The 22,931-nt window shown below is 66.1% G+C and carries 37 protein-coding genes and 1 pseudogene; 35 read left to right on the forward strand and 3 right to left on the reverse strand.

Annotation, left to right across the window (positions count from 1 at the left end; all coding sequences use genetic code 11):
* From VEG08_09520 to rplQ, 32 genes and pseudogenes are all read left to right on the forward strand, one after another.
* On the forward strand, positions 1 to 591 hold a 591-nt coding region (locus VEG08_09520), incomplete at its 5' end, for an EF-Tu/IF-2/RF-3 family GTPase (protein ID HXZ28220.1).
* A gap of 123 nt (positions 592 to 714) precedes the next feature.
* Positions 715 to 1,041, forward strand: a complete 327-nt coding sequence (gene rpsJ / locus VEG08_09525) for a 30S ribosomal protein S10 (GenBank protein ID HXZ28221.1) — start codon at positions 715 to 717, stop codon at positions 1,039 to 1,041.
* A 145-nt stretch (positions 1,042 to 1,186) separates the two neighbouring features.
* Positions 1,187 to 1,903: a 50S ribosomal protein L3 gene (rplC, locus tag VEG08_09530; GenBank protein ID HXZ28222.1), complete on the forward strand. Its 717-nt coding sequence runs from the start codon at positions 1,187 to 1,189 to the stop codon at positions 1,901 to 1,903.
* 14 nt (positions 1,904 to 1,917) lie between these two features.
* On the forward strand, positions 1,918 to 2,577 hold the full coding sequence (rplD, locus tag VEG08_09535) for a 50S ribosomal protein L4 (protein HXZ28223.1): 660 nt from the start codon (positions 1,918 to 1,920) through the stop codon (positions 2,575 to 2,577).
* Entirely contained in the window at positions 2,574 to 2,867 is a 294-nt protein-coding gene (locus VEG08_09540; GenBank protein ID HXZ28224.1) for a 50S ribosomal protein L23, read from the forward strand. The genes rplD and VEG08_09540 overlap by 4 nt, the downstream gene beginning before the upstream one ends.
* Positions 2,868 to 2,906: 39 nt before the next feature.
* On the forward strand, positions 2,907 to 3,728 hold the full coding sequence (gene rplB, locus VEG08_09545; GenBank protein ID HXZ28225.1) for a 50S ribosomal protein L2: 822 nt from the start codon (positions 2,907 to 2,909) through the stop codon (positions 3,726 to 3,728).
* A gap of 2 nt (positions 3,729 to 3,730) precedes the next feature.
* Positions 3,731 to 3,982: pseudogene (gene rpsS / locus VEG08_09550) on the forward strand (30S ribosomal protein S19).
* Positions 3,983 to 4,123: 141 nt separating this feature from the next.
* Positions 4,124 to 4,600, forward strand: coding sequence for a 50S ribosomal protein L22 (gene rplV / locus VEG08_09555; protein HXZ28226.1), 477 nt, complete (start codon positions 4,124 to 4,126; stop codon positions 4,598 to 4,600).
* Between the two features lie 8 nt (positions 4,601 to 4,608).
* A complete protein-coding gene (gene rpsC, locus VEG08_09560; protein ID HXZ28227.1) occupies positions 4,609 to 5,280 on the forward strand; it encodes a 30S ribosomal protein S3 in 672 nt (223 codons plus the stop codon).
* Positions 5,281 to 5,322: 42 nt separating this feature from the next.
* On the forward strand, positions 5,323 to 5,739 hold the full coding sequence (gene rplP / locus VEG08_09565; protein HXZ28228.1) for a 50S ribosomal protein L16: 417 nt from the start codon (positions 5,323 to 5,325) through the stop codon (positions 5,737 to 5,739).
* An 11-nt stretch (positions 5,740 to 5,750) separates the two neighbouring features.
* Positions 5,751 to 5,993, forward strand: a complete 243-nt coding sequence (gene rpmC / locus VEG08_09570; protein ID HXZ28229.1) for a 50S ribosomal protein L29 — start codon at positions 5,751 to 5,753, stop codon at positions 5,991 to 5,993.
* Between the two features lie 3 nt (positions 5,994 to 5,996).
* Positions 5,997 to 6,308 (forward strand): 30S ribosomal protein S17, encoded by a 312-nt coding sequence (gene rpsQ / locus VEG08_09575; GenBank protein ID HXZ28230.1) that lies wholly within the window; start codon positions 5,997 to 5,999, stop codon positions 6,306 to 6,308.
* A gap of 27 nt (positions 6,309 to 6,335) precedes the next feature.
* The gene (rplN, locus tag VEG08_09580; GenBank protein HXZ28231.1) at positions 6,336 to 6,707 is read left to right on the forward strand and encodes a 50S ribosomal protein L14; all 372 of its coding nucleotides are present in this window, start codon (positions 6,336 to 6,338) and stop codon (positions 6,705 to 6,707) included.
* A 2-nt stretch (positions 6,708 to 6,709) separates the two neighbouring features.
* Entirely contained in the window at positions 6,710 to 7,033 is a 324-nt protein-coding gene (rplX, locus tag VEG08_09585) for a 50S ribosomal protein L24 (protein ID HXZ28232.1), read from the forward strand.
* Positions 7,034 to 7,089: 56 nt separating this feature from the next.
* A complete protein-coding gene (rplE, locus tag VEG08_09590) occupies positions 7,090 to 7,710 on the forward strand; it encodes a 50S ribosomal protein L5 (protein HXZ28233.1) in 621 nt (206 codons plus the stop codon).
* A 27-nt stretch (positions 7,711 to 7,737) separates the two neighbouring features.
* On the forward strand, positions 7,738 to 7,923 hold the full coding sequence (locus tag VEG08_09595; protein ID HXZ28234.1) for a type Z 30S ribosomal protein S14: 186 nt from the start codon (positions 7,738 to 7,740) through the stop codon (positions 7,921 to 7,923).
* 120 nt (positions 7,924 to 8,043) lie between these two features.
* Entirely contained in the window at positions 8,044 to 8,442 is a 399-nt protein-coding gene (rpsH, locus tag VEG08_09600) for a 30S ribosomal protein S8 (protein HXZ28235.1), read from the forward strand.
* A gap of 18 nt (positions 8,443 to 8,460) precedes the next feature.
* A complete protein-coding gene (rplF, locus tag VEG08_09605) occupies positions 8,461 to 9,000 on the forward strand; it encodes a 50S ribosomal protein L6 (GenBank protein HXZ28236.1) in 540 nt (179 codons plus the stop codon).
* Between the two features lie 109 nt (positions 9,001 to 9,109).
* Positions 9,110 to 9,478, forward strand: coding sequence for a 50S ribosomal protein L18 (rplR, locus tag VEG08_09610; GenBank protein HXZ28237.1), 369 nt, complete (start codon positions 9,110 to 9,112; stop codon positions 9,476 to 9,478).
* 23 nt (positions 9,479 to 9,501) lie between these two features.
* Complete coding sequence (gene rpsE / locus VEG08_09615; GenBank protein ID HXZ28238.1) at positions 9,502 to 10,011, forward strand: 30S ribosomal protein S5; 510 nt, start codon at positions 9,502 to 9,504, stop codon at positions 10,009 to 10,011.
* A 3-nt stretch (positions 10,012 to 10,014) separates the two neighbouring features.
* The gene (gene rpmD, locus VEG08_09620; GenBank protein ID HXZ28239.1) at positions 10,015 to 10,218 is read left to right on the forward strand and encodes a 50S ribosomal protein L30; all 204 of its coding nucleotides are present in this window, start codon (positions 10,015 to 10,017) and stop codon (positions 10,216 to 10,218) included.
* A gap of 10 nt (positions 10,219 to 10,228) precedes the next feature.
* Positions 10,229 to 10,750: a 50S ribosomal protein L15 gene (gene rplO / locus VEG08_09625; protein HXZ28240.1), complete on the forward strand. Its 522-nt coding sequence runs from the start codon at positions 10,229 to 10,231 to the stop codon at positions 10,748 to 10,750.
* Between the two features lie 2 nt (positions 10,751 to 10,752).
* Positions 10,753 to 12,141: a preprotein translocase subunit SecY gene (gene secY / locus VEG08_09630; GenBank protein HXZ28241.1), complete on the forward strand. Its 1,389-nt coding sequence runs from the start codon at positions 10,753 to 10,755 to the stop codon at positions 12,139 to 12,141.
* A gap of 17 nt (positions 12,142 to 12,158) precedes the next feature.
* Complete coding sequence (locus tag VEG08_09635) at positions 12,159 to 12,881, forward strand: adenylate kinase (GenBank protein HXZ28242.1); 723 nt, start codon at positions 12,159 to 12,161, stop codon at positions 12,879 to 12,881.
* Positions 12,865 to 13,614: a type I methionyl aminopeptidase gene (gene map, locus VEG08_09640; protein ID HXZ28243.1), complete on the forward strand. Its 750-nt coding sequence runs from the start codon at positions 12,865 to 12,867 to the stop codon at positions 13,612 to 13,614. The genes VEG08_09635 and map overlap by 17 nt, the downstream gene beginning before the upstream one ends.
* Before the next feature lie 35 nt (positions 13,615 to 13,649).
* Positions 13,650 to 13,868, forward strand: coding sequence for a translation initiation factor IF-1 (infA, locus tag VEG08_09645; GenBank protein ID HXZ28244.1), 219 nt, complete (start codon positions 13,650 to 13,652; stop codon positions 13,866 to 13,868).
* 52 nt (positions 13,869 to 13,920) lie between these two features.
* Positions 13,921 to 14,034 (forward strand): 50S ribosomal protein L36, encoded by a 114-nt coding sequence (gene rpmJ, locus VEG08_09650; GenBank protein HXZ28245.1) that lies wholly within the window; start codon positions 13,921 to 13,923, stop codon positions 14,032 to 14,034.
* A 63-nt stretch (positions 14,035 to 14,097) separates the two neighbouring features.
* Positions 14,098 to 14,484: a 30S ribosomal protein S13 gene (gene rpsM, locus VEG08_09655; protein HXZ28246.1), complete on the forward strand. Its 387-nt coding sequence runs from the start codon at positions 14,098 to 14,100 to the stop codon at positions 14,482 to 14,484.
* A gap of 3 nt (positions 14,485 to 14,487) precedes the next feature.
* Positions 14,488 to 14,943 (forward strand): 30S ribosomal protein S11, encoded by a 456-nt coding sequence (gene rpsK / locus VEG08_09660; GenBank protein HXZ28247.1) that lies wholly within the window; start codon positions 14,488 to 14,490, stop codon positions 14,941 to 14,943.
* A gap of 134 nt (positions 14,944 to 15,077) precedes the next feature.
* Positions 15,078 to 15,707, forward strand: coding sequence for a 30S ribosomal protein S4 (rpsD, locus tag VEG08_09665; protein ID HXZ28248.1), 630 nt, complete (start codon positions 15,078 to 15,080; stop codon positions 15,705 to 15,707).
* A 116-nt stretch (positions 15,708 to 15,823) separates the two neighbouring features.
* Positions 15,824 to 16,840 carry a DNA-directed RNA polymerase subunit alpha gene (locus VEG08_09670; GenBank protein ID HXZ28249.1) on the forward strand — a complete coding sequence of 339 codons (1,017 nt, stop codon included), beginning with the start codon at positions 15,824 to 15,826 and terminating at the stop codon, positions 16,838 to 16,840.
* Between the two features lie 9 nt (positions 16,841 to 16,849).
* Positions 16,850 to 17,353: a 50S ribosomal protein L17 gene (rplQ, locus tag VEG08_09675; GenBank protein ID HXZ28250.1), complete on the forward strand. Its 504-nt coding sequence runs from the start codon at positions 16,850 to 16,852 to the stop codon at positions 17,351 to 17,353.
* A 79-nt stretch (positions 17,354 to 17,432) separates the two neighbouring features.
* Here rplQ and VEG08_09680 read toward each other — a convergent pair whose 3' ends face one another.
* From VEG08_09680 to VEG08_09690, 3 genes are all read right to left on the reverse strand, one after another.
* Complete coding sequence (locus VEG08_09680; GenBank protein ID HXZ28251.1) at positions 17,433 to 17,888, reverse strand: VanZ family protein; 456 nt, start codon at positions 17,886 to 17,888, stop codon at positions 17,433 to 17,435.
* Between the two features lie 19 nt (positions 17,889 to 17,907).
* Positions 17,908 to 19,419 (reverse strand): IMP dehydrogenase, encoded by a 1,512-nt coding sequence (gene guaB, locus VEG08_09685; protein HXZ28252.1) that lies wholly within the window; start codon positions 19,417 to 19,419, stop codon positions 17,908 to 17,910.
* 715 nt (positions 19,420 to 20,134) lie between these two features.
* Complete coding sequence (locus VEG08_09690; GenBank protein HXZ28253.1) at positions 20,135 to 20,650, reverse strand: hypothetical protein; 516 nt, start codon at positions 20,648 to 20,650, stop codon at positions 20,135 to 20,137.
* A 208-nt stretch (positions 20,651 to 20,858) separates the two neighbouring features.
* Here VEG08_09690 and VEG08_09695 point away from each other — a divergent pair, with 208 nt between their 5' ends.
* The 3 genes from VEG08_09695 to nusA all read left to right on the forward strand — a co-directional run.
* Positions 20,859 to 21,083, forward strand: coding sequence for a hypothetical protein (locus tag VEG08_09695; GenBank protein HXZ28254.1), 225 nt, complete (start codon positions 20,859 to 20,861; stop codon positions 21,081 to 21,083).
* 245 nt (positions 21,084 to 21,328) lie between these two features.
* The gene (rimP, locus tag VEG08_09700; GenBank protein ID HXZ28255.1) at positions 21,329 to 21,835 is read left to right on the forward strand and encodes a ribosome maturation factor RimP; all 507 of its coding nucleotides are present in this window, start codon (positions 21,329 to 21,331) and stop codon (positions 21,833 to 21,835) included.
* A 105-nt stretch (positions 21,836 to 21,940) separates the two neighbouring features.
* A partial coding sequence (nusA, locus tag VEG08_09705) for a transcription termination factor NusA (protein ID HXZ28256.1) occupies positions 21,941 to 22,931 on the forward strand: 991 nt, incomplete at its 3' end.

Raw genomic sequence — 22,931 nt, forward strand, 5'->3', positions numbered from 1 at the left:
TACATTCCGCTGCCGCCGCGGGAGACGGACAAGCCCTTCCTGATGCCCATCGAGGACATCTTCTCGATCTCGGGGCGGGGCACGGTGGTGACCGGCCGCATCGAGCGGGGCAAGGTGAAGGTGGGCGAGGAAGTGGAGATCGTGGGCTTCCGCGACACCCAGAAGACGGTGGTCACGGGCGTGGAGATGTTCAAGAAGCAGTTGGACGAGGGCATGGCGGGGGACAACGCCGGGCTCTTGCTGCGGGGCACGGACAAGGAGGCGGTGGAGCGCGGCATGGTGATCGCCAAGCCGGGCTCGATCACGCCGCACACCAAGTTCAAGGCGGAGACCTACGTGCTGACCAAGGAAGAGGGGGGGCGGCACACGCCCTTCTTCTCCGGCTACCGGCCGCAGTTCTACTTCCGGACGACGGACGTGACCGGGGTGGCGTCGCTGCCGGCGGGCACGGAGATGGTAATGCCGGGAGACAACGTCAATCTGGAGATCGAGCTGATCACGCCGGTGGCCATGGAGAAGGGGTTGCGGTTCGCCATCCGCGAGGGCGGCCACACCGTCGGCGCCGGCACCATCACCGAGATCCTGAAATAGGGATCGTGTAGGCCCGGACCTCCGGTCCGGGCGGGCGGACCGCAGGCCCGCAGAAGCAGGTACAACAAGGCAGATGAGGCGCAAGCCCGCTAGCCGGAAAGATCTTTGAGGCCAGACAACGTGATCGGAAAAGAGAGAATCCGGATTCGCTTGAAGGCGTACGACTATCGCGTGCTCGACCAGTCCACCGGCGAGATCGTGGAGACGGCGAAGCGCACGGGTGCGACCATCGCCGGGCCCATCCCCCTGCCCACGGTCAAGAACAAGTACTGTGTGCTGCGCTCGCCCCACGTGGACAAGAAGTCGCGCGAGCAGTTCGAGATCCGCACCCACAAGCGCTTGCTCGACATCCTCGAGCCCACGCAGCAGACCGTCGACGCCCTCATGAAGCTCGACCTTCCCGCCGGCGTGGACGTGGAGATCAAGGCGTTCGGGAAGGAACACAAGTGACCGCGTTCGCCGGGCGTGAGCGAGGCGAGGCGCTGGGCGCCGAACCGAGCGGGAGTCCGGCGCGGTCATCCTGAGCGGAGCGAAGGATCTGAGGTAACCGGCAGTGCCCGCCCTGAGCGGCGGGCATGATGAGGAAGAGAAGACTATGGTCAACGGAATCCTGGGCAAGAAAGTCGGCATGACGCAGCTCTTCGACGACAAGGGCGACGTGCGCCCGGTCACCGTGCTGCAGGCCGGTCCCTGCGTCATCACGCAGCGCAAGACCGCGGCCAAGGACGGCTACGAGGCCGCCCAGATCGGGCTCATCGAGTTCATCAAAGAGTCCCGCCTCACCCAGCCGCAGCGCGGCCACCTGGCCAAGCACAACCTGCCTCCGGTGCGCTTCTTGCGCGAGGTGCCGGTGGAGAGCGGCGACGGCGCTTCCGCCGACAAGGTCGGGGACAAGGTGCTGGTCGGCATCTTCGAGGGCGAGAAGTTCGTGGACGTGATCGGCACCAGCAAGGGACGCGGCTTCGCCGGCGTGGTCAAGCGCCATCACTTTGCCGGCGGCCCCAAGTCCCACGGCTCCATGTTCCAGATCACCGGCTCCATCGGCTCCTCCGCTTTCCCCTCGCGCGTCTTCAAGGGGATGCGCATGTCGGGGCACATGGGCGTGGACCGGGTCACCGTGCGCAACCTGCGCATCGTGGGCGTGGACAAGGAAGAGAACCTGCTGGTGGTGGAAGGCGCGGTGCCCGGACCCAAGGGCGGGTACGTGGTCATCCACAAGGCCGGCAAGCCGCCGCGCGAGCGCCGCGGCTTCGCGGGCGCGGCCACCGTCGATCCCTTGAAGGCGGCCAAGCGCGCAGCAGCGAAGAAATAGCGACGGAAACGCATATGGCGAAAATTGACGTTGTCGATCTGAGCGGCAAGAAGGTCGGAAGCCTCGACCTCGCCGACGAAGTCTTCGGAGCGGTCAATGAAGGCCTGCTCTGGGAAGCGGTGCGCCACTACCAGGCCGCCCGCCGCGCCGGCACCCACGCCACCAAGAACCGCAAGCTGGTCTCGGGCGCGGGCAAGAAGCTGTGGCGGCAGAAGGGGACGGGGCGGGCCCGCGTGGGCTCCATTCGTTCGCCGCTGTGGCGCCACGGCGGCACCGTGCATGGGCCGCAGCCGCGCTCCTATGACTTCGCCTTCCCGCGCAAGAAGCTGCTGGGCGCGCTGCGCTCCGCCCTGGCCGCCAAGCTGGCCGACGGCAAGCTCATCGTGGTGCAGAGCTTCGAGCTCAAGGAAGCCAAGACCAAGGAGATGCGCAAGGCCCTCGACGCCCTGCACGTCGACAAGACCGCACTGCTGGTCGAGGCCGGCAAGGAGAACCGCAACCTCGAGCTCAGTGCGCGCAACCTGGAGGGCGTGGAGCTGGTGCGCGGCAACCAGGTGCATCCCTATCACCTGCTGCGCTACGACCGCGCCATCTTCGCCAAGCCCGCGCTGGAGAAGCTGCAGGATTCGCTGAAGGCGACGGCGGGCCGCCGCCGCGCGGAGGTGGCGCGATGAAATCCGCCTACCAGATCCTGCGCCGCCCCCTCATCACCGAGAAGGGGCTGGGGGTGAAGGAGACCCAGGGCACGCTGGTCTTCGAGGTCGCCTCCAAGGCCACCAAAACCGAGATCAAGGAAGCGGTGCAGACCATCTTCAAGGTGAAGGTGGATTCGGTGCGCACCGCCACCTTCGTGGGCAAGGAGCGGCGCCGGGGACAGTTCGCCGGCTATCGCCGCGATTGGAAGAAGGCGTACGTGCGGCTGAAGGCGGGCGAGAAGATGCCCGAATACGCTCAGAACATGTGATGGCAGTTTGGCTGAGAGCTAAAGGCTAAGAGCTAACTTATGGCGATCAAAACCTACAGACCGGTGACCGAGACCCTGCGCTTCCAGACGCGGGTGACCAGCGAAGACCTCACCACCAACCGGCCGCACAAGCCGCTGACCGAGGCCAAGATGCGCACCGGGGGCCGCCGCAATAAGGGCGACATCACCATCTGGCACCGCGGCGGCGGCCACAAGCGCAAAATCCGCATCATCGACTTCAAGCGCGACAAGGTCGGCGTGCCCGCCACCGTGGCCTCCATCGAGTACGATCCCAACCGCTCCGCCCGCATCGCTCTGCTGCACTACGCCGACGGCGAGAAGCGCTACATCCTGCAGCCCCTGGGCCTGCAGGTGGGGCAGAAGATCATGAGCGGCCCCGAGGCCGACATCCTGGTGGGCAACGCCCTGCCCCTGCGCAACATCCCTCCCGGCACCACCATCCACAACATCGAACTGCGGGCCGGCAAGGGCGCGCAGATGGTGCGCTCCGCCGGCGGCGCCGCTCAGTTGGTGGCCAAGGAGGGTGACTGGGCCCTGGTCAAGCTGCCTTCCGGCGAGACCCGCAAAGTGGCGCTCGACTGCATGGCCACCATCGGCCAGGTCGGCAACCTCGATCACGAGAACATCTCCATCGGCAAGGCCGGGCGCACGCGCTGGCTGGGCATCCGGCCCACCAACCGCGGCGTGGTCATGAATCCCGTGGACCATCCCCACGGCGGCGGCGAAGGCAAGACCTCGGGCGGGCGGCACCCCGTCACCCCCTGGGGCCAGCCCACCCGCGGCTACAAGACCCGCAACAACAAGCGGACCGACAAGTTCATCGTCGGCCGGAGGAAGTAGGCATGGCTCGCTCAACCAAGAAGGGTCCGTTCGCCGACCTGTACCTCCTCAACAGGATCGAGGAGATGAACCGGCGCAACGAGAAGAAGGTGATTCGCACCTGGTCGCGCCGCTCCACCATCCACCCCGAGATGGTGGGCCACACCATCGCCGTGCACAACGGTAAGAAGTTCATCCCGGTGTACGTCACCGAGAACATGGTGGGGCACAAGCTGGGCGAGTTCAGCCACACCCGCATCTTCAAGGCGCACGCCATGAAGGCGGCCACCGAGGTCGCGGCCACCGCGGCGCCCGGGCGCATGCCCGGGCAGATCATCCCCTCGACCCCGGCGGCGGCTCCCGCGGCCGGCGCGGCTCCGGCGGCCCCGGCGCCCAAGGGCAAGGAGTAAGAGATCATGGAGTTTAGAGCAGAAGCGCGATACATGCGGATGTCGCCGCAGAAGGTGCGCCTGGTGCTGAACCTGATCAAGGGCCGGCGCGTGGAAGACGCCATGAACACCCTGGCCTTCACCCGCAAGGGCTGCGCCGAGGACGTGCAGAAGCTGCTGCGCTCGGCGGTGGAGAACGCCAGCTACCTGAGCCAGGAAAAAGGCGTCGACGTGGACGTGGACAACCTCTACGTGAAGCGCGCGGTGGCCAACGACGGGCCGCGCATGAAGCGCATCCGCCCCGCCCCCATGGGCCGTGCCTACCGCTACCAGCGGCGCATGGCCCACATCGAGATCGCCCTGGCCGAGCGCAAGCCCGCAGGCGAGGAGATGGCCACGGTGGTGGGCGAGGAGTCGGCGGCCCAGCCCGCCGCTCCCGCGAAGAAAGCGAAGGGTCACACCGCCGGCAAGAAGCCGGCAGGCAAGAAGGCTGCGAGGAAATAGGAGAGGTTATGGGACAAAAGGTACATCCCTACGGCTTCCGCCTGGGCTACACCAAGCCCTGGAAGTCGCGCTGGTTCGTGGACCGCGACTACGACAAGCTGCTCTACGAGGACGTGAAGCTGAAGGGCGAACTGCTGGAGAAGCTGAAGTCGGCGGGCGTCAGCTCCATCGAGATCGAGCGGCCCGGCAACAAGCTGCGCATCATCATCCGCACCGCCCGTCCCGGCATCATCATCGGGCGCAAGGGCGCGGAGATCGACAAGCTCAAGGGCGAACTGCAGAAGCGCACCAACCGCGAGGTCCACGTGGACATCCAGGAGGTGCACAAGCCCGAGCTGGACGCGCAGCTGGTCTCCGAATCCATCGCCCTGCAACTGGAGAAGCGGGTGGGCTTCCGCCGCGCCATGCGCAAGGCGGTGGACTCGGCCCTGCGCTTCGGCTGCAAGGGCATCAAGGTGCGGGTGAGCGGCCGCCTGAACGGCAACGAGATCGCGCGCTCGGAGTGGTACCTGCAGGGGCGGCTGCCGCTGCACACTCTGCGCGCCGACATCGATTACGGCTTTTCCGAGGCCCGCACCACCTACGGCGTCATCGGGGTGAAGTGCTGGGTCTACCGCGGCGAGATCCTGCCCGCCAAGAAGCGCGAAGGCCAGGCGGCGCCGGCCTCGGGAGCCTTTTAGATTTCAACCGGGAACTGAGAACCGGGAACTGGGAACTTTGCTATGTTGATGCCCAAGAAAGTCAAGTACCGCAAGCAACAGCGCGGTCGCATGCGCGGCAAGGCCTGGCGCTCGAGCCAGCTCGCCTTCGGCGACTACGGCTTGAAGGTGCTGGAGCCCGGCTGGATCACCGACCGGCAGATCGAGGCCAGCCGTGTGGCCATCACCCGCTTCATCAAGCGCGGCGGCAAGGTGTGGATCCGCATCTTCCCCGACAAGCCGGTGACCAAGAAGCCCGCCGAGACCCGTATGGGCAAGGGCAAGGGCGCCCCTGACCACTGGGTCGCGGTCGTTCGCCCCGGCAAGATCCTCTTCGAGATGGAAGGGGTCACCGAGCAGGAGGCCTCCGAAGCCATGCGCCTGGCCTCGCACAAGCTCTCGCTGCGCACCAAGCTGGTGTCGCGGCACATGGCGATGTAAGGGATGGAAGCATGAAACCGGAAAAGATTCGCAACCTGACCGACGTCGAGCTGCAGCACCAGGAGCGCGAGCTCCACGACCAGCTCTTCCGCCTGAAGTTCCAGATGCAGATGGGCCAGACGGAGAGCCTAAAGAAGATCCGCGGCCTGCGCAAGGACCTGGCGCGCGTGAAGACCATCATGCGCGAGCAGCAACTGGCCGGCGAGGCCCCCAAGAGCGCGTCCCGCAAGGCGGCCGCCACGGAGAAGCGATAAGCGATGCCTGAGACCAACACTTCCAACTCGGCCGTCTCCCGCCGCAACAGCAAAGTCGGCGAGGTCGTCTCCACCAAGATGCAGAAGACCATCGTGGTCGAGGTCACGCGCCAGAAGGCGCATCCCCTGTACCGCCGCGTGGTCTCGCGCTCCAAGAAGTTCTATGCCCACGACGAGAAGGGCCTGGCCCACGTGGGCGACGTGGTCCGGATCGAAGAGACCCGGCCGCTTTCCCGGCTCAAGCGCTGGCGCCTCACGGAGATCATCCGCAAGGCCGCCCTGGTGCCCCAGGTCGAGGAGACCCAGGCGAACTAGGCCCGGGGAAGAACGGAGAACGAAGCTATGTCGGTGATGATGAGAAGCATGCTGGAGGTGGCGGACAACTCCGGCGCCCGCAAGCTGCAGATGATCCTGCCGCTGGGCGGGCACACCGGGTTGCGCGCCGGCCTGGGCGACGTGGTCACGGCCAGCGTCAAGGAGGCCGCTCCCGACAGCCAGGTGCCCAAGGGCAAGGTGGTCAAGGCGGTCATCGTGCGCACCCGCAAGGAGCACCGCCGCCGCGACGGCACCTACATCCGCTTCGACCAGAACGCCGCCGTGCTCATCAACGATACCGGCGAGCCCGTCGGCACCCGCGTCTTCGGGCCGGTGGCCCGCGAGCTGCGCGAGAAGAGGTTCCTGAAGATCGTTTCCCTGGCCCCGGAGGTGCTCTAGCCATGAGCGCGCAAGTGGATATTCGGCGCAACGACACGGTGCGGGTCATCGCCGGCCGCGGCAAGGGCCGCGAGGGCCGCGTGCTGCGCGTCTTCCCCCACGAGGGCACGCTGCTGGTCGAGCACATCAAGATGGTCAAGAAGCACGTGCGCCCCAACCCGCAGAAGAACATCAAGGGCGGCATCGCCGAGCAGGAGAGTCCCATCTCCATCTCCAGCGTGATGCTGCTCTGCCCCAGTTGCGGGCCGGTGCGCATCCGCCACGAGGTGCGCGGCGACCGCAAGGTGCGCATCTGCCACCGCTGCGGAAGTACTTTGGATAAATAACACAAGGTCCTGGCCGACGACCGACGGCCGACGACCGACGACAGGATTCTAGAGTTATGGCGAAACCGAAAGCGGAAGCGAAACAGGCGGAAGCCAAGCAGCCCGAAGGCCGGCCCCAGGCCGGGGTGAAGGGCGGGGCGCGCCTGCGCGTCAAGTTCGAGAAGGAGGTCGCGCCCGCGCTCATGAAGGAGTTCGAGCTCAAGAACCCCATGGCGGTGCCGCGGCTGCACAAGATCGTGGTCAACATGGGCGTGGGCGAGGCCACCCAGAACGCCAAGGTGCTGGACCCGGCGGTCCAGGAGCTGGGCCAGGTCACCGGCCAGAAGCCGGTGGTCACGCGCGCCAAAAAATCCATCGCCGCCTTCAAGGTGCGCGCCGGCATGCCCATCGGCGCCATGGTCACGCTGCGCGGCGACCGCATGTACGAGTTCTTCGATCGCCTGGTCAACGTGGCCCTGCCCCGGGTGCGCGACTTCAAGGGCGTTTCCACCCGCTCCTTCGACGGCCGCGGCAACTACACCCTGGGCCTGCACGACCAGTTGATCTTCCCGGAGATCGACTATGCCAAGGTGGACAAGATGAAGGGCATGAACGTCACCATCGTGACCACGGCCAAGAGCGACCACGAAGCGCGCGCCCTGCTCAAGCAGTTGGGCATGCCCTTCCGGCCCCAGTAAGGCATCCGGAACAAGGAAAAACGACGCATGGCAACCACAGCAAAGCGAGTCAAGGACAAACGGAAACCCAAGTTCACGTCGCGGCGGCACAACCGCTGCAGCCTGTGCGGGCGCCCGCGCGGCTACCTACGCAAGTTCGGCATCTGCCGCCTCTGTTTCCGCGGGCTGGCCTTGCGCGGCGAGATCCCCGGGGTTTCCAAGTCGTCCTGGTAGCAAGGGGTTTCTCGTTCCAGAAACTGGAAACGAGAAACTAGCAACTGGTAACTGGTTTCACCGCCGCCGCAGGTTCCCCGGCTCGCCGGGGCGAACGGGCGGCGCAAGGAGATGTTGACGATGAATTTGACCGATCCGGTCGCAGATTTCCTGGCCCGCATCCGCAATGCGATCAAGGCCAGGCACCAGAAGCTGGATGTTCCCGCTTCCCGGCTGAAGCTGGAGATCGCCCGCATCCTCAAGGAGGAGGGCTACATCACCAACTTCAAGGCGGTGGAGGAGGGCGGGCACAAGGTCGTGCGCCTCTACCTGAAGTACGGGCCCAACGACGAGGCCGCCATCAGCAGCCTGATGCGCGTCTCCCGGCCCGGCTGCCGCGTCTACGTGGGGCGCAACGAGATCCCGCGCGTGCTGGGCGGCTTGGGCATCAACATCCTGACCACGCCCAAGGGCGTGATGACCGGCCGCCGCGCCCGCAAGGAAGGCGTGGGAGGCGAAGTGCTCTGCGAGATCTGGTAGCGGGACGAGGCTGAAGTCATGTCGAGAATTGGCAAGAAACCGATTGCGATCCCCAAGGGCGTGCAGGTCAGCCTGCAGGGTAACGTGGTGGCGGTGCAGGGCCCCAAGGGCAAGCTGGAGACCCGCCTGCCCCAGGGTGTCCGCATGGAGCAGAAGGACGGCAACCTGGTGGCGACCCGCGAGAACGATTCCCAGGCCGCCGTGCACGGGCTGGCGCGCGCCCTGGTCAACAACGCCGTCGAGGGCGTCACCAAGGGCTGGACCCGCGAACTGGAGATCGTCGGCATCGGCTATCGCGCCGAGATGAAGGGCAAGGGCATCGTGGTCTTCAGCCTGGGCTACTCGCATCCCATCGAGTACCCGCTGCCCTCCGGCATCGACGTGACCGTGGACGCCAAGCAGACCCGCCTCACCCTCACCGGCGTGGACCGGCAGAAGGTGGGGCAGGTAGCCGCCGAGATGCGCGGCCTGCGCCCCCCCGACCCCTACAAGAACAAGGGCGTGCGCTATGCCGGCGAGCGCCTCAAGAAGAAGGTCGGCAAGACGGGGGCGAAATGATCGCGTTTGCGTCTGAGCCCGGCGCGATCATCCCGAGCGTAGCGAGGGATCGGTAAGAAACGAGAACCTTCAGGGCTCGGCCCTGAGGAAACGTGGAAGAGAAGAGAGTATGCTGACACGACTTTCGAAGAACCAGACCCGGCAACGCATCCACGAGCGCATCCGCTCCAAGATCCTGGGCACGGCGGAGCGCCCGCGGCTGAGCGTCTACCGTTCCCTGAACCACATCTACGCCCAGCTCATCGACGACATGCAGGGCATCACCCTGGTCTCGGCCAACAGCGCCGAGGGGGGTGGCAAGGGCGCCAAGCGCGTGGGCGGCAACGTCGCCGCCGCCAAGGAAGTAGGCAAGAGGATCGCCGACCGCGCCAAGCAGAAGGGCGTGACCAAGGTGGTGTTCGACCGCGGCGGCTATCTCTATCATGGACGGGTCAAGGCCCTGGCCGACTCCGCCCGCGAGGCAGGTTTGCAGTTCTAGCCAAACAGGATTCGAGTGCAACGATGCCAACTGTGAAGAAACGGATCGACGCAGGCAGCTTCCAGCTCAAGGACCAGGTGGTCGCCATCAACCGCGTCACCAAGGTGGTCAAGGGAGGCAAGAACCTCTCCTTCGCCGCCCTGGTGGTGGTGGGCGACCCCGCCGCCGCGGTGGTGGGCTACGGCGCGGGCAAGGCCCGCGAGGTGCCCCAGGCCATCCGCAAGGGGATCGAAGCTGCCAAGAAGAACCTCATCCGGGTGAACCTCACCCAGACCACCATCCCGCACACCGTGCTGGGACGCTTCGGCTCCGGCATGGTGCTGCTCAAGCCCGCCCCCGAGGGCACGGGCGTGATCGCGGGCGGGGCGGTGCGCGCGGTCATGACCTCGGCGGGGGTGCAGAACGTGCTCACCAAGTCCATCGGCACCGCCAACCCGCACAACGTGGTCAAGGCCACCTTCGACGCCCTGCGCAAGCTGCGCGATCGCGGCGAGGTCGCCGCCCTGCGCGGCAAGCCCCTGGAGGAACTCTGAGCCATGAGCGCGCAAACAACAGCCGGTAAGAAGGCCACCCTCCGCATCCAGTGGGTGCGCTCCGCCATCGCCGCCCCCACCCAGCACAAGAAGATCGTGCGCGGGCTGGGCTTCACTCATCTGAACCAGATCGTGGAGCGCGAGGACACTCCCGCCATCCGCGGCATGGTCAACAAGGTCCCGCACCTGGTCGAGATCCTGCGCTGAGGTCGACTTTATGAACCTGTCCACGATTCGAGCACCCAGGAAGGCGTCGGAGAAGCGCAAGCGCGTGGGCCGCGGCATGGGCTCGGGCATGGGCAAGACTTCGACCCGCGGCCACAAGGGCCAGCGCTCCCGCTCCGGCTCGCGCATGATGCGCGGCTTCGAAGGCGGCCAGATGCCCCTGCACCGCCGCATTCCCAAGCGCGGCTTCGTCAACATCTTCCGCAAGGAGTACGCCATCATCAATCTGGAGCGCATCGCCGCCCTGGGCGAGAAGACGGTGACCCCGGAGGTGCTGCTCCAGGCCGGCCTGCTGGCCCGTGCCGGCGAGCCCTACAAGATCCTGGGCGACGGGGAATTGAAGTCCGCCGTCACCGTGCACGCCCACAAGTTCTCCAAGTCGGCCCAGGAGAAGATCACCAAGGCCGGCGGCAAGGTGGAGACGCTGGGCGGGCGTGAGGCCGAGCCACGCGACGCCGGGAGTCCGCCGTCGAAAGCCCGAGCCAAGCGAGGGGCCTCCGAGCCGAAGGCGTAGCCATGATCGAGAAGTTCACCAACATCTTCCGCATCCCCGACCTGCGCAAGCGCGTGCTCTTCACCATGGCGCTGCTGGCGGTCTATCGCTTGGGCGGGCACATTCCCACCCCCGGCATCAATGCGGACAAGCTGGAGCAGTTCTTCGACCAGAGCCGCGGCACCGTCTTCGGCTTCATCGATCTGTTCGCCGGCGGCAACCTGCGCCGCCTCACCGTCTTCGCCCTGGGCATCATGCCCTACATCACCGCCTCCATCATCCTGCAGTTGCTCACGGTGGTGTACGAGCCCCTGGCCAAGCTGCAGAAGGAGGGCGAGCTGGGGCGCAAGAAGATCACCCAGTGGACGCGCTACCTCACCGTGCTGCTGAGTGCGGTGCAGTCGCTGGGCATCGCCTACGCTTTGCAGCGCGGCGGCGAGGGCTACGTCAACAATCCCGGCCTCGGCTTCGTGCTCATGACCATGATCACCCTGACCGCGGGCAGCGTCTTCGTGATGTGGCTGGGCGAGCAGATCACCGAGCGCGGCGTGGGCAACGGCATGTCGCTGTTGATCTTCGCCGGCATCGTGGTGGGCCTGCCCCGCGGCATCGCCGACCTGTGGGACAAGATCAACACCAAGGCCTGGGGCGCCTTCACCCCGGCGGCCATGATCATCCTGATCGTGGGCATGATCGCGGTGGTGGCCTTCATCGTCTTCGTGGAGCGCAGCGAGCGCCGCATCCCGGTGCAGTACGCCAAGCGCGTGGTGGGACGCAAGGTCATGGGCGGGCAGTCCACCTTCCTGCCCCTGCGCGTGAACGCCGGCGGCGTCATGCCCGTCATCTTCGCCTCCTCCATCCTCACCTTCCCGCAGACGGCCGGCTACTTCCTGCACAACAGCAAGATCTTCGGCCCGGTGCTGGACGCGCTGCGCTGGGGCGAACCCCTCTACACTTTGCTCTACGCCATCGGCATCATCTTCTTCGCCTATTTCTACGTGTCCATCGTCTTCAACCCCAACGAGGTGGCCGACAACATGCGCAAGTACGGGGGCTTCATTCCTGGCATCCGCCCCGGCAAGCGCACCTCCGACCACATCAACGAGATCCTGACCCGCATCACCCTGGTGGGCGCCCTCTATCTCATCCTCATCTCCTTCATTCCGGAGTGGATGATCACCGGCATCCACCTCAACCACCTGCCCTGGTGGCTGGGCGGCACCTTCTTCGAGCGCTTGCCTGCCTGGATCACCGGCGGCCTGGGGGTACAGTTCTATTTCGGCGGCACCTCCTTGCTGATCGTGGTGGGCGTGGCCATGGACACGGTCAACCAGGTCGAATCGCAACTCATCATGCGCCACTACGACGGCTTCACCTCCAAGGGACGCATTCGCGGGCGGCGCATTTGGTGACCGGTTCCGAGGAGCGCATGGCAGCACCGCCCACCGGCATGCCGGACGCGAAGACCCGCGAGGTCGGCCCCATCATCCTGCTGGGGCCGCCGGGCTCGGGCAAGGGCACGCAGGCCAAGCAGATCGTGGAGCGCTACGGCGTCCCCCAGATCTCGACCGGCGACCTGCTGCGCGACAACGTGGCTCGCTCGACCGAGCTGGGCAGGAAGGCCAAGGCGGTGATGGAGCGCGGCGATCTGGTGCCCGACGAGCTGGTCTGCGGCATGGTGGCGGACCGGCTGGCGCAGCAGGATTGCGCCCGCGGTTTCATCCTGGACGGTTTCCCGCGCACCATCGCCCAGGCTGAGTGGCTGGATAAGTTCTTGAAGACAGAGTTCTTTGACAAAGGCAGGATGCATGTCCCCCCGATTGTGGTGGATATCGCGGTGGGATATAATGAGCTCTTGCGACGGTTGGCCGGGCGCCGCTCGTGTCCCACCTGCGGACGCATCTACAACATCCACTTTCAGCCTCCTCGCGTCGCCGACACCTGTGACGTCGACGGCAGCAGACTCCTTGTGCGCAAGGACGACACGGAGGAAGTGATTGCGGAGCGCCTGAAGACGTACGAGCGGCAGACCCTGCCCCTGACCGACTATTACCGTCGCCAGGGGCGGCTGCGGCAGTTGGACGGCGCGAGGCCGGTGGAGCAGGTCACGGCCGAGGCCTTCCAGGCGATCGAGCATGGCGATCGTCTGTAAGTCGCCGTCGGAGATCGAGCGCATGCGCCGCAGCGGGCGCATCGTGCGCCAGGTCCTGGACCTGGTGGCTGGCATGGCCCAGCCCGGCGTCTCCACCATGGAACTGGAGCGCGCCGCGGAGAAGAAGATCCGGGAACTCGGGGCCAAGCCCGCGTTCAAGGGGTACTTGAATTACCCCTGCGTTCTTTGCACATCGGTGAACCAGGAGATCGTGCACGGCATCCCCTCCGAGCGGCGGCTGCTCAAGGCCGGGGACATCGTCTCCATCGACTGCGGGGTGGTGCTCGACGGCTACTACGGCGACGCCGCCGTCACCGTGGCCGTGGGCCAGCCCACGGCGGAGGTGGAGAAGTTGCTGGAGATCACTCGGGCCTCGCTCTACCGGGCCATCGACAAGGCGCGCGTCGGCAACACCGTCGGCGACCTGGGCTCGGCGGTGCAGGAGCTGGTGGAAGCCAACGGCTTCAGCGTGGTGCGCGAGTTCGTGGGCCACGGCATCGGCACCAAGCTGCACGAGGACCCGCAGGTGCCCAACTTCGGCCTGCCGGGACATGGGGCGCGGCTGCAGGAGGGCATGGTGCTCGCCATCGAGCCCATGGTCAACGCCGGCAGGCCGGGCTCCCGCGTGCTGGACGACAATTGGACGGCGGTGACCGAGGACGGCAGCTTCAGCGCCCACTTCGAGCACTGCGTGGCGGTGACCAAGGATGGTCCCGTGATTCTGACGGAGTAGGGAACCGGGAACTGAGAACCGGTTCCAGGAGTTGAATGAGCAAAGAGGACGCGATTGAAGTCATGGCCACGGTGATCGAGCCGTTGCCCAATGCCATGTTCCGGGTGGAACTGGAGAACAAACACCAGGTCCTGGCGCACGTATCCGGGCGCATGCGCAAGAACTTCATTCGCATCCTTCCCGGCGACAAGGTCGCGGTGGAGCTTTCCCCCTACGACCTGACCCGCGGACGGATCGTGTATCGCTACAAATGATTGCGGCTCCCGGTCCGTAACCGGAAACCGGGAACCGGGAACTGGGGACTTTATGAAGGTTCGTGCATCGGTCAAGAAGGTTTGCGACAAGTGCAAGATCATCCACCGCCGCGGGGTGGTGCGGGTGATCTGCGAAAACCCGAAGCATAAGCAACGTCAGGGATAACGGCAGCCGCGCGGCCAGCGAGTTTGGCCGTCGGCCAACGACCAACGACCAAGGACGGTTTTTATGGCACGGATTGCCGGCGTGGATCTGCCGCGCCAGAAGCACGCGGTCATCGCACTCACCTACATCTACGGGATCGGGCACTCCCGCGCCCGCAGGATCTGTGCGGCCGCCAACGTGGACGGCGCCAAGAAGGTCCAGGATCTGAACGAGGAAGAGGTCAACCGCATCCGCCAGGTCATCGAGCAGGAAGGCAACGTGGAGGGCGACCTGCGCAAGGATGTGCAGATGAACATCAAGCGGCTGATCGAGATCGGGTCGTACCGCGGCTATCGGCACCGCCGCAACCTGCCCGTTCGCGGGCAGCGCACCCACACCAACGCGCGCACCCGCAAGGGTCCGCGCCGCGGCACCGTGGCCGTAAGAAAGAAATCCGCGGCGAAGACATAATTTATGGCGAAACCGACACCACCGCCCGCAGCACCCGGCGCCGCCCCTGGCGCTCCGGCAGCCCCGGAGAAGAAGGGCAAGCGCAAGCAGTTCAAGAAGAAGGAGCGCAAGAACGTTCCTTTTGCCGTGGCCCACATCCAGGCCTCGTTCAACAACACCATCGTCACCATCGCCGACCCGGAGGGCCGCGTGCTGTCGTGGAAGAGTTCGGGCTCGCTGGGTTTCCGCGGGTCGCGCAAGGGCACGCCCTTCGCCGCCCAGCAGGCCGCCATGAACGCCGCCAACCAGGCGCGCGAGCACGGCGTGCGCTCCCTGGAGGTACGGGTCAGCGGGCCGGGTTCGGGACGCGAGTCCGCCATCCGCGCCCTGGCCGCCGCCGGCCTGGAGGTGCGCATGATCAAGGACGCTACCCCGGTGCCGCACAACGGCTGCCGCCCGCCCAAGCGGCGGAGAGTTTAGGAAGAGATCGTCGGCCTTCGGCCGAAACGCTGAAGCGAGAAGGCCATCGACCAACGACCGAGGACAGAAGTTGGATCAGGACGAAGGACGGCCAGTCCGTAAACTGATCGACCCTGAAGTCTAGAAGGAGAAACATGGCACGCTACAAAGACGCAGTCTGTCGCCTTTGCCGCCGCGAAGGCATGAAGCTGTTCCTCAAGGGGCCGAAGTGCTTCACCGACAAGTGTCCGGTGGAGAAACGCAATTTCGCTCCCGGCCAGCACGGCAAGGACCGCAAGGCCAAGATCGTGGGCTACGGTCTGCAGTTGCGCGAGAAGCAGAAGACCAAGCGCATCTACTTCACGCTGGAGCGGCAGTTCCGCAACTACTTCGAGAAGGCGGCGCGCCACAAAGGCGTGACCGGCGCGGTCCTGCTGCAGCAACTGGAGTGCCGGCTCGACAACGTGGTCTACCGCCTGGGCTTCGGCATCTCCCGGCGCCAGGCGCGCCAGCTGGTGCGCCACGGCCACGTGGACGTGAACGGGCGGCGCGTGAACATCCCCTCGTTCCAGGTCGCGCCCGGCGACGAGATCACGCTGCGCGAGCGCAGCCGCAAGCTGCCCGTGGTCGCCTCGGCGCAGGAGTTCACCAGCCACCAGACCCTGCCGGCCTGGCTGGAGCTGGACCGCGAGAACCTCAAGGGACGGGTCACGGCCCTGCCCAGGCGCGAAGACATCAACCTGCCGGTCAACGAACAGTTGATCGTCGAGCTGTACAGCAAGTAAACGAACGTGAACCAGCCCAGCCATTCGCGCCCGAGCAGCCCTGGTCACGCAGCCCCCGCCGATGGGCCGGCGGGAGGTGACCTCGCGCCACAGGGCCGAAAAGGAGAAAGATGACCATGTTGTGGAAAGGCTTTCAGAAACCCAAGCGGCTCGCGGTTGACACCGAGACCCTGACCGACAAGTACGGCAAGTTCCATGCCCAGCCCTTCGAGCGGGGCTTCGGCACCACCATCGGCAACGCCCTGCGGCGCGTGCTGCTCTCCTCCATCGAGGGAGCGGCGGTCACCGCGGTCAAGATCGAGGGCGTGCTGCACGAGTTCCAGTCCATCCCGGGCGTGGTCGAGGACGCCACCGACATCATCCTCAACCTCAAGCAGGTGCCCTTCAAGCTCAACGGGGAAGGCCCCAAGGCCATCTACCTGCGCGCCGACAAGCCCGGGGTGGTGACCTCGGGCATGATCGAGGCCGACGGTGACGTCGAGATCCTGGACAAGGAAGTCTACCTGGCCACCATCAGCGAGGGCGGCAAGCTGGACATGGAGATGCGGCTCAAGCGCGGCCGCGGCTACGTCGCCGCCGACAAGAACTTCGACGAGGACCTGGGCATCGGCTTCATCCCCATCGACTCGGTGCACTCGCCGGTGCGCAAGTGCAACTACATCGTGGATGCGGCCCGCCTGGGCCAGATCACCGACTACGACAAGCTCACCCTCGAGGTGTGGACCAACGGCTCCATCGCGCCCGCCGACTCCGTCGGCCTGGCCGCCAAGCTGCTCAAGGACCACATGAACATCTTCATCAACTTCGAGGAGGAGATCGAGACCGCGGCCGCCTCCGACGACCGCAAGCCCGAGATCCGCAACGAGAACCTGAATCGCTCGGTGGAGGAGCTGGAGCTCTCCGTGCGCAGCTACAACTGCCTGAAGAACGCCAACATCCAGACCATCGGCGAGCTGGTGCAGAAGACCGAGGCCGAGATGCTCAAGACCAAGAATTTCGGCCGCAAGTCGCTCAACGAGATCAAGGAGATCCTGTCGTCCATGGGTCTCAGCCTGGGCATGAAGATCGACGAGCGCGGCAACGCCGTGCCTGGCAGCCCCTCCGTCGCCGGCATCCTGGGCGAAGGACACTAGGAGACGACCATGCGCCACCTGAAAGCAGGCTGGAAACTCGGACGGAACACCGCCCACCGGCGCGCGCTGCTGCGCAACCTGGTGACCTCGCTCATCCTCGAGGACCGCATCGAGACCACCGTCCCCAAGGCCAAGGCCATGCGTCCCCACGTGGACAAGATGATCACCCTGGGCAAGCGCGGCGACCTGGCGGCGCGCCGCCTGGCCCTCGGCTATCTCATGACCCGGGCCGCGGTGGACCGCCTCTTCGACGTGGTGGCGCCGCGCGTCGGCGACCGCCCCGGCGGCTACACCCGCATCGTCCGCAGCGGCTGGCAGAAGGGCGACGGCGCCGACAAGGCCTTCGTCGAGCTGGTGGGCAGCGAGAAGGTGCAGGAAGAGAAGCGCCACAAGCGCGCCGAGGTCCGCGCCAAGAAGGTCGAGGAGCGCAAGAAGGCCCTGGAAGAAGCCGAGGCCCAGGCCAAGGCCGAGCAGGAAGCGGCTGCGCCGCCCGAGGAGAAGAAGGAAGAGTAACTTCTCCCATCACCCTTTCCGGGCGCATTCCGGCTCGTCGGAATGCGCTTTTTCTTTTGTCAAGGAGCGCCGGCCGCCCTCAGGCGGCAGGGGCGGTGCGCCGCGCCCGCCACGCGATCACCAACTGCATGCACAGCGCCCCCGAGAAATCCAGCAGCACGTCGCGGAAGGCGCCGGTGCGCGAGAGCAGGAAGGTCTGGTGGTATTCGTCCGCAGAGGCCAGCGCCAGGCACACTCCCAGCGCCAGCAGCGCCGAGGAGCGCCGCCACTCCTTCCGTCCGCTCTGCCCGGCGCGGTACCACAGGAAGCTCATGATCAGGTACTCGGTGAAGTGAGCGGCCTTGCGGATGGAAAAGTGGAGCAGGTAGAGATGCTCCGCGCTCAGCCGGAGAGAGAGCGCGGAGAGCAGCCACTCCAGGATGCTGCCCGTATTCTCCCAGGAAAAAGCGTTGCTGGAGGTGGAAGCGATGAGGCTCAGCCACAGCAGCGCGGGCAGCCAGTAGCGCAGGAACTTGTGGGTCGCGGACTCAGACACGGGCCAGTGTTCTTTTCCTTTACTCCAGGCGATAGTTGGGGGCCTCGCGGGTGATGATGACGTCGTGCACGTGGCTCTCGCGCAGTCCCGCTCCCGAGATGCGCACGAAGCGCGCCTTCTGCTGCAGCTCGGCGATGGTGCCGCAGCCCACGTAGCCCATGCCCGAGCGCAGCCCGCCCACCAGTTGCTGCACCATGGTGGCCAAGGGGCCGCGGTAGGGCACGCGTCCCTCGATGCCCTCGGGCACCAGCTTGGCCAGGCGGTTGGCCTCGCCGTTCTCCACCAGCGCGGTGGAAGCGTCGCCGTTGCCCTCTTCCACCGACTGCGCGTAACGCTCGCTCGAGCCCATGGCCATGGCCGAGAGCGAGCCCATGCCGCGGTAGGACTTGAAGGAGCGTCCCTGGTAGAGGATGGTCTCGCCCGGGCTCTCGTCGGTGCCGGCCAGCAGCGAGCCGATCATGACCACGCTGGCGCCCGCGGCCAGCGCCTTGGTGATGTCGCCGGAAAACTTGATGCCGCCGTCGGCGATGATGGGCACGCCCGCTTCCTTGGTGGCGCGGTAAGCCTCGGCGATGGCGGTGATCTGGGGCACGCCCGCTCCGGTGACGATGCGGGTGGTGCAGATGGAGCCCGGGCCGATGCCCACCTTGATGGCGTCGGCGCCGCACTTCACCAGTTCGCAGGCGCCGTCGAAGGTGCCCACGTTGCCCGCCATCAATTCCACCTCGGGGAGCTTCGACTTCACCGCCTGGATGGCCTCCAGCACGCGAGTGGAGTGGCCGTGGGCGCTGTCGATGGCCAGCACGTCCACCTTGGCCTTCACCATCTCCTGGGCGCGCTCCAGGAAGTCGCCGGTGGCCCCGATGGCCGCGCCCACCCGCAGCCGCCCGTGCGAGTCCTTGCAGGCGCTGGGGTACTTCAGCTTCTTCTGGATGTCCTTGACCGTGATCAGGCCCTTGAGGTTGTAGTTCTTGTCCACCACCAGCAGCTTCTCCACCCGGTGCTTGTGCAGGATGGCCTCGGCGTCCTCGAGCGTCGTGCCCACGGGCACGGTGATGAGGTTCTCCTTGGTCATGACCTTGGCGATGGGGATGTCGGTGCGGGTCTCGAAGCGCAGGTCGCGGTTGGTGAGGATGCCCACCAGCTTCTTGTTCTTGGTGATGGGGACGCCGGAGATGCGGTACTTGCGCATGACCTCCATGGCGTCGGCGATCTTGTCCTCGGGCGACATGGTGATGGGATCCACGATCATGCCGCTCTCCGAGCGCTTCACCTTGTCCACCTCGGCGGCCTGCTGCTCGATGGAGAGGTTGCGGTGGACGATGCCCAGCCCGCCCTGCTGGGCGATGGCGATGGCCATGGGGGCCTCGGTCACCGTGTCCATGGCGGCGCTGACCACCGGGATGTTCAGGGTGATGTTGCGGGTGAGGCGGGTGCGCGTGTCCACGGTGGCGGGCACCACGTCGCTGCGCGCCGGCAGCAACAGCACGTCGTCGAAAGTCAGGGCTTCCGGTACGGGAAAGTGGATCATGACTGGGAACTCTCGCTGGGTAGGATGACCATTGGATATTCTAGCATTCAGCACCTCGAACAGACGTCAGACGTCGGACGTCAGACGTCAGCAGGTCCCAAAGAAACATCCCGATCCCGCGCAGCGGGAGAGGGAACCCTATCGCCACACAAATGCTTCCAGGCGTCATGCTGAGCGGCCCTCCGGGCCGCGAAGCACCTCGCGGGCAGCACCGGGATCTTCTTCCTGCCTGAGGCCAGGGCCGTCGGTCCTGGGCTCTCGGTCGTCGGCTGGGCTCTTAAAGACATCCCGAGCGGAGCGAGGGAGCCCTACTGTGACCCGGATCATGGCTTGGCCTCCAGAGTCGTTGGTCGTTCGTCGTTGGTCGTTGGCGAATCGCCGTCGGTTGTCGCAGGCCAACGACTCCCAGAGAGGAGATTCCGATGCTGCGCGCGAGATGCTTCGCGGGCCGAAGGCCCGCCCAGCATGACGCCATCCCGAGGGGCGGGCGGAGCAGTGGATAGTGAATAGTGGATAGCAGGACCTAAGAGCACAGCCGGGTCGGCTGTGCCACACGGGTCGAGGCGGCTGTGCCACACGGGTCTGGGCGGCCCGTTCTTAGCCTGCCCTGAGGCGAATGCCGAAGGGACCAACGACTAACGACCAACGACTGTCTTGGCTATAGGGGTCCCTCGCCACGCTCGGGATGTTTGTAAGAGACCGGCCGAAGACCAAGTCACTCCCTGTCATTCACCCACTTCAGCATATGAGGGAAGGGCGGGACGGCGAGGGCAGCGGCGCGCTTGCCATCGGCGGTCATCTCCAGCCACTCCAGGACGGGCACGCCGACATAGCGGCGCTGGGCGAAGTTGTCGAGGATGGCCTGGGCGCCGCCCTTGTAGCCGGCGGGGTGGAAGACGATGGCCGGGTCCATCTCCAGGTGCAGGATGGCGGCGTAGGACCAGGCGATGGCGGCCATCTCCATGCCCCCATCGGCGCCGGCGTTGTCGTCGCAGTGGGCGCGCCGCGCGCGGGGCAGCAGGGCTAGATGTCCGGCCTCGTGCAGCAGGTCGCCGGGATAGCTGAGCCGGGACTCGTCCACCAGCAGTTTGCCGGCGCGGATCATCAATCCGGGGAGGAAGGTGGTGGAGGGAAGCTGGGCGGGCTCCACCTCCAGGCCGATGGAGGTCAGGAAGCCGGCCAGGCGGGCGGTGATGGGGTCGCGGAAGCGGGGATCGGGTGCGGGGGCCATGTTCCGAATCCGGAAATCTTCTGCGCAATGCGACACGGTTCGCCTTGGCCGTGCTTGACTGGCCCGGGGGGCACTTTGTCGAAATTCCCCCTTGTGCCGAAAGGCCGGAGGGCGTACTGTGTCCAAGCCGCATCGTACCATCCAACGGATGATAACCAGGGTCCCCAAGGCCGGGAGAGCGCTTCGCCGCTTGCGGGAAGGGTTGGGAATGACCATGCGCGATGTGCTGGCGCGCAGCCGCGTGGTCGCCCGCAAGCAGCGCAACCCGGACTACGAACTTTCGCTGAACTCGCTTTCGGAGCTGGAGGCGCGGGGCCGCGTGCCCCACATCTATCGCCTGGCCTCGCTGGCCGCGATCTACGGACGCCCGATGCACGCCCTGCTGGGGCTGTACGGGGCCGAGGTGGCGCGCCGCCGCAAGCGGCGCAAGTAGCGGCGGGCGAGGAGGGCGGCGCGCGTCTCACTTCCGCAGGCTCCAGGATATCTCCGCCTCCGCCCACCCGGCAAAGACTCCTTCCAGGTCAAGCACTTGCGGACGGCGGAGCGAGTTTGTAATTCGGGCACCGGGGGCGTATAGTAAGAACTTGGAGTGAGCGGTACTGGCGAAACACACCAGTGGGCGCGAGCCCACTTTTTATTTGAGCAGTTGTCGGGAGTCAGGGTCGGGAGTCAGCAGGGATGGCTGCGGACCTGGAGCACATTCGGGAAGTCGTGGACCGGGTAGCGGCCGGCCTGGGGCTGGAAGCGGTGGAAGTGGAGCTGCGGGGCGGCGGCAAGTCGCGCCTGCTGCGCATCGTGATCGACCGGCCCGGGGGCGTGAGCCACGAGGATTGCGCCGCGCTCAGCCGCGAGGCGGGCACGATCCTGGACGTCGAGGACGCGGTGCCGGGCGGCTCCTACACCCTGGAGGTGTCGTCGCCGGGGCTGGACCGGAAGCTGGCGAGGGCGGCGGACTTCGAACGCTTCCTCGGCCGCCGCGTGAAGCTGATGACGCGCGAGCCGGTGAACGGCAATCGCTTTTTCGAGGGAAGACTGGAGCGCTTCGGGGAGGGACGGCTCGTGCTGAGCCTCGAAGGCAAACGGCAAAAGGAAAAAGGCAGGAAGGCGTCCGAAGCGACGCCGGGACCGCAAGTCGAGATCGAGCTGGCGAATGTCGAGAAAGCGAACCTGGTTCCGGAGTTTTAGAAGAAGGTAGATGGTAGCGAGCAGCTGGTAGCGAAGGACGATCGGCCACCGACTAACGACTAACGACCAAGAACAGGACCCGCAATCATAGATCGGTAGGGAATTATGGCGAGCCTGCTGTACCAACAGATCGACGCCTTGAGCCGAGAGAAGGGGATCGACCCCCAGATCGTGGTGAGCGCGGTGGAGGATGCCATCGTCATCGCCACCCGCAAGTACTACAAGAGCCAGGAGAACCTGAAGGCGGAGCTGGACAAGGAGACGGGGCAGATCAAGGCCTTCGCGGTCAAGGCAGTGGTGGAGGCCCCGGAGCAGGTGGAGGACGCCAACCTGCAGATCCCGCTGGCCGAGGCCCGCAAGGTCGACCCCAACGTCGAGGTCGGGGGTGAGGTGCGCTTCTACAAGCCCACCGAGGTGCTGGGTCGGATCGCGGCGCAGATGGCCAAGCAGGTCATCTTCCAGAAGGTGCGGGAGGCGGAGCGCGACACCGTCTACAACGAGTACATCGGGCGGCTGGGCGAGATCGTGACCGCGGCGGTGAAGCGGGTGGAAGGTCCGGACGTGATCTTCGAGGTGGGCAAGGCGGAGGCGCGCATGCCGCGCAAGGAGCAGTCGCGGCTGGAGTCGTTCGCCATCGGGGAGCGCGTGCGGGTGGTGATCGCGCGGGTGGAGAAGGCCGCCAAGGGCCCGGCGCTGGTGGTCTCGCGGGCGGCCCCCGAGCTGGTGCAGCACCTCTTCCAGACCGAGGTGCCGGAGATCTACGACGGCACGGTGGTCATCCGGGCGATCGCGCGCGAGGCAGGCGAGCGCACCAAGATCGCGGTGATGTCGAAGGACAAGGACGTGGACTCGGTCGGCGCGTGCGTCGGCATGAAGGGTATGCGGGTGCAGTCCATCATCCGCGAGCTGCGCGGCGAGAAGATCGACATCATCGAGTACCACGAAGACCCGGTGACGTTCGCGGAGAAGGCGCTGCAGCCGGCGAAAGTGAGCCGCGTCTCGGTGGTCGACGCAGCCGACAAGCACCTCGAGGTCATCGTCGACGACTCGCAGCTCTCGCTGGCGATCGGCAAGAAGGGGCAGAACGTGCGGCTGG

It is taken from the genome of Terriglobales bacterium, assembly GCA_035624475.1.
Classification (GTDB): domain Bacteria; phylum Acidobacteriota; class Terriglobia; order Terriglobales; family Acidobacteriaceae; genus DASPRL01.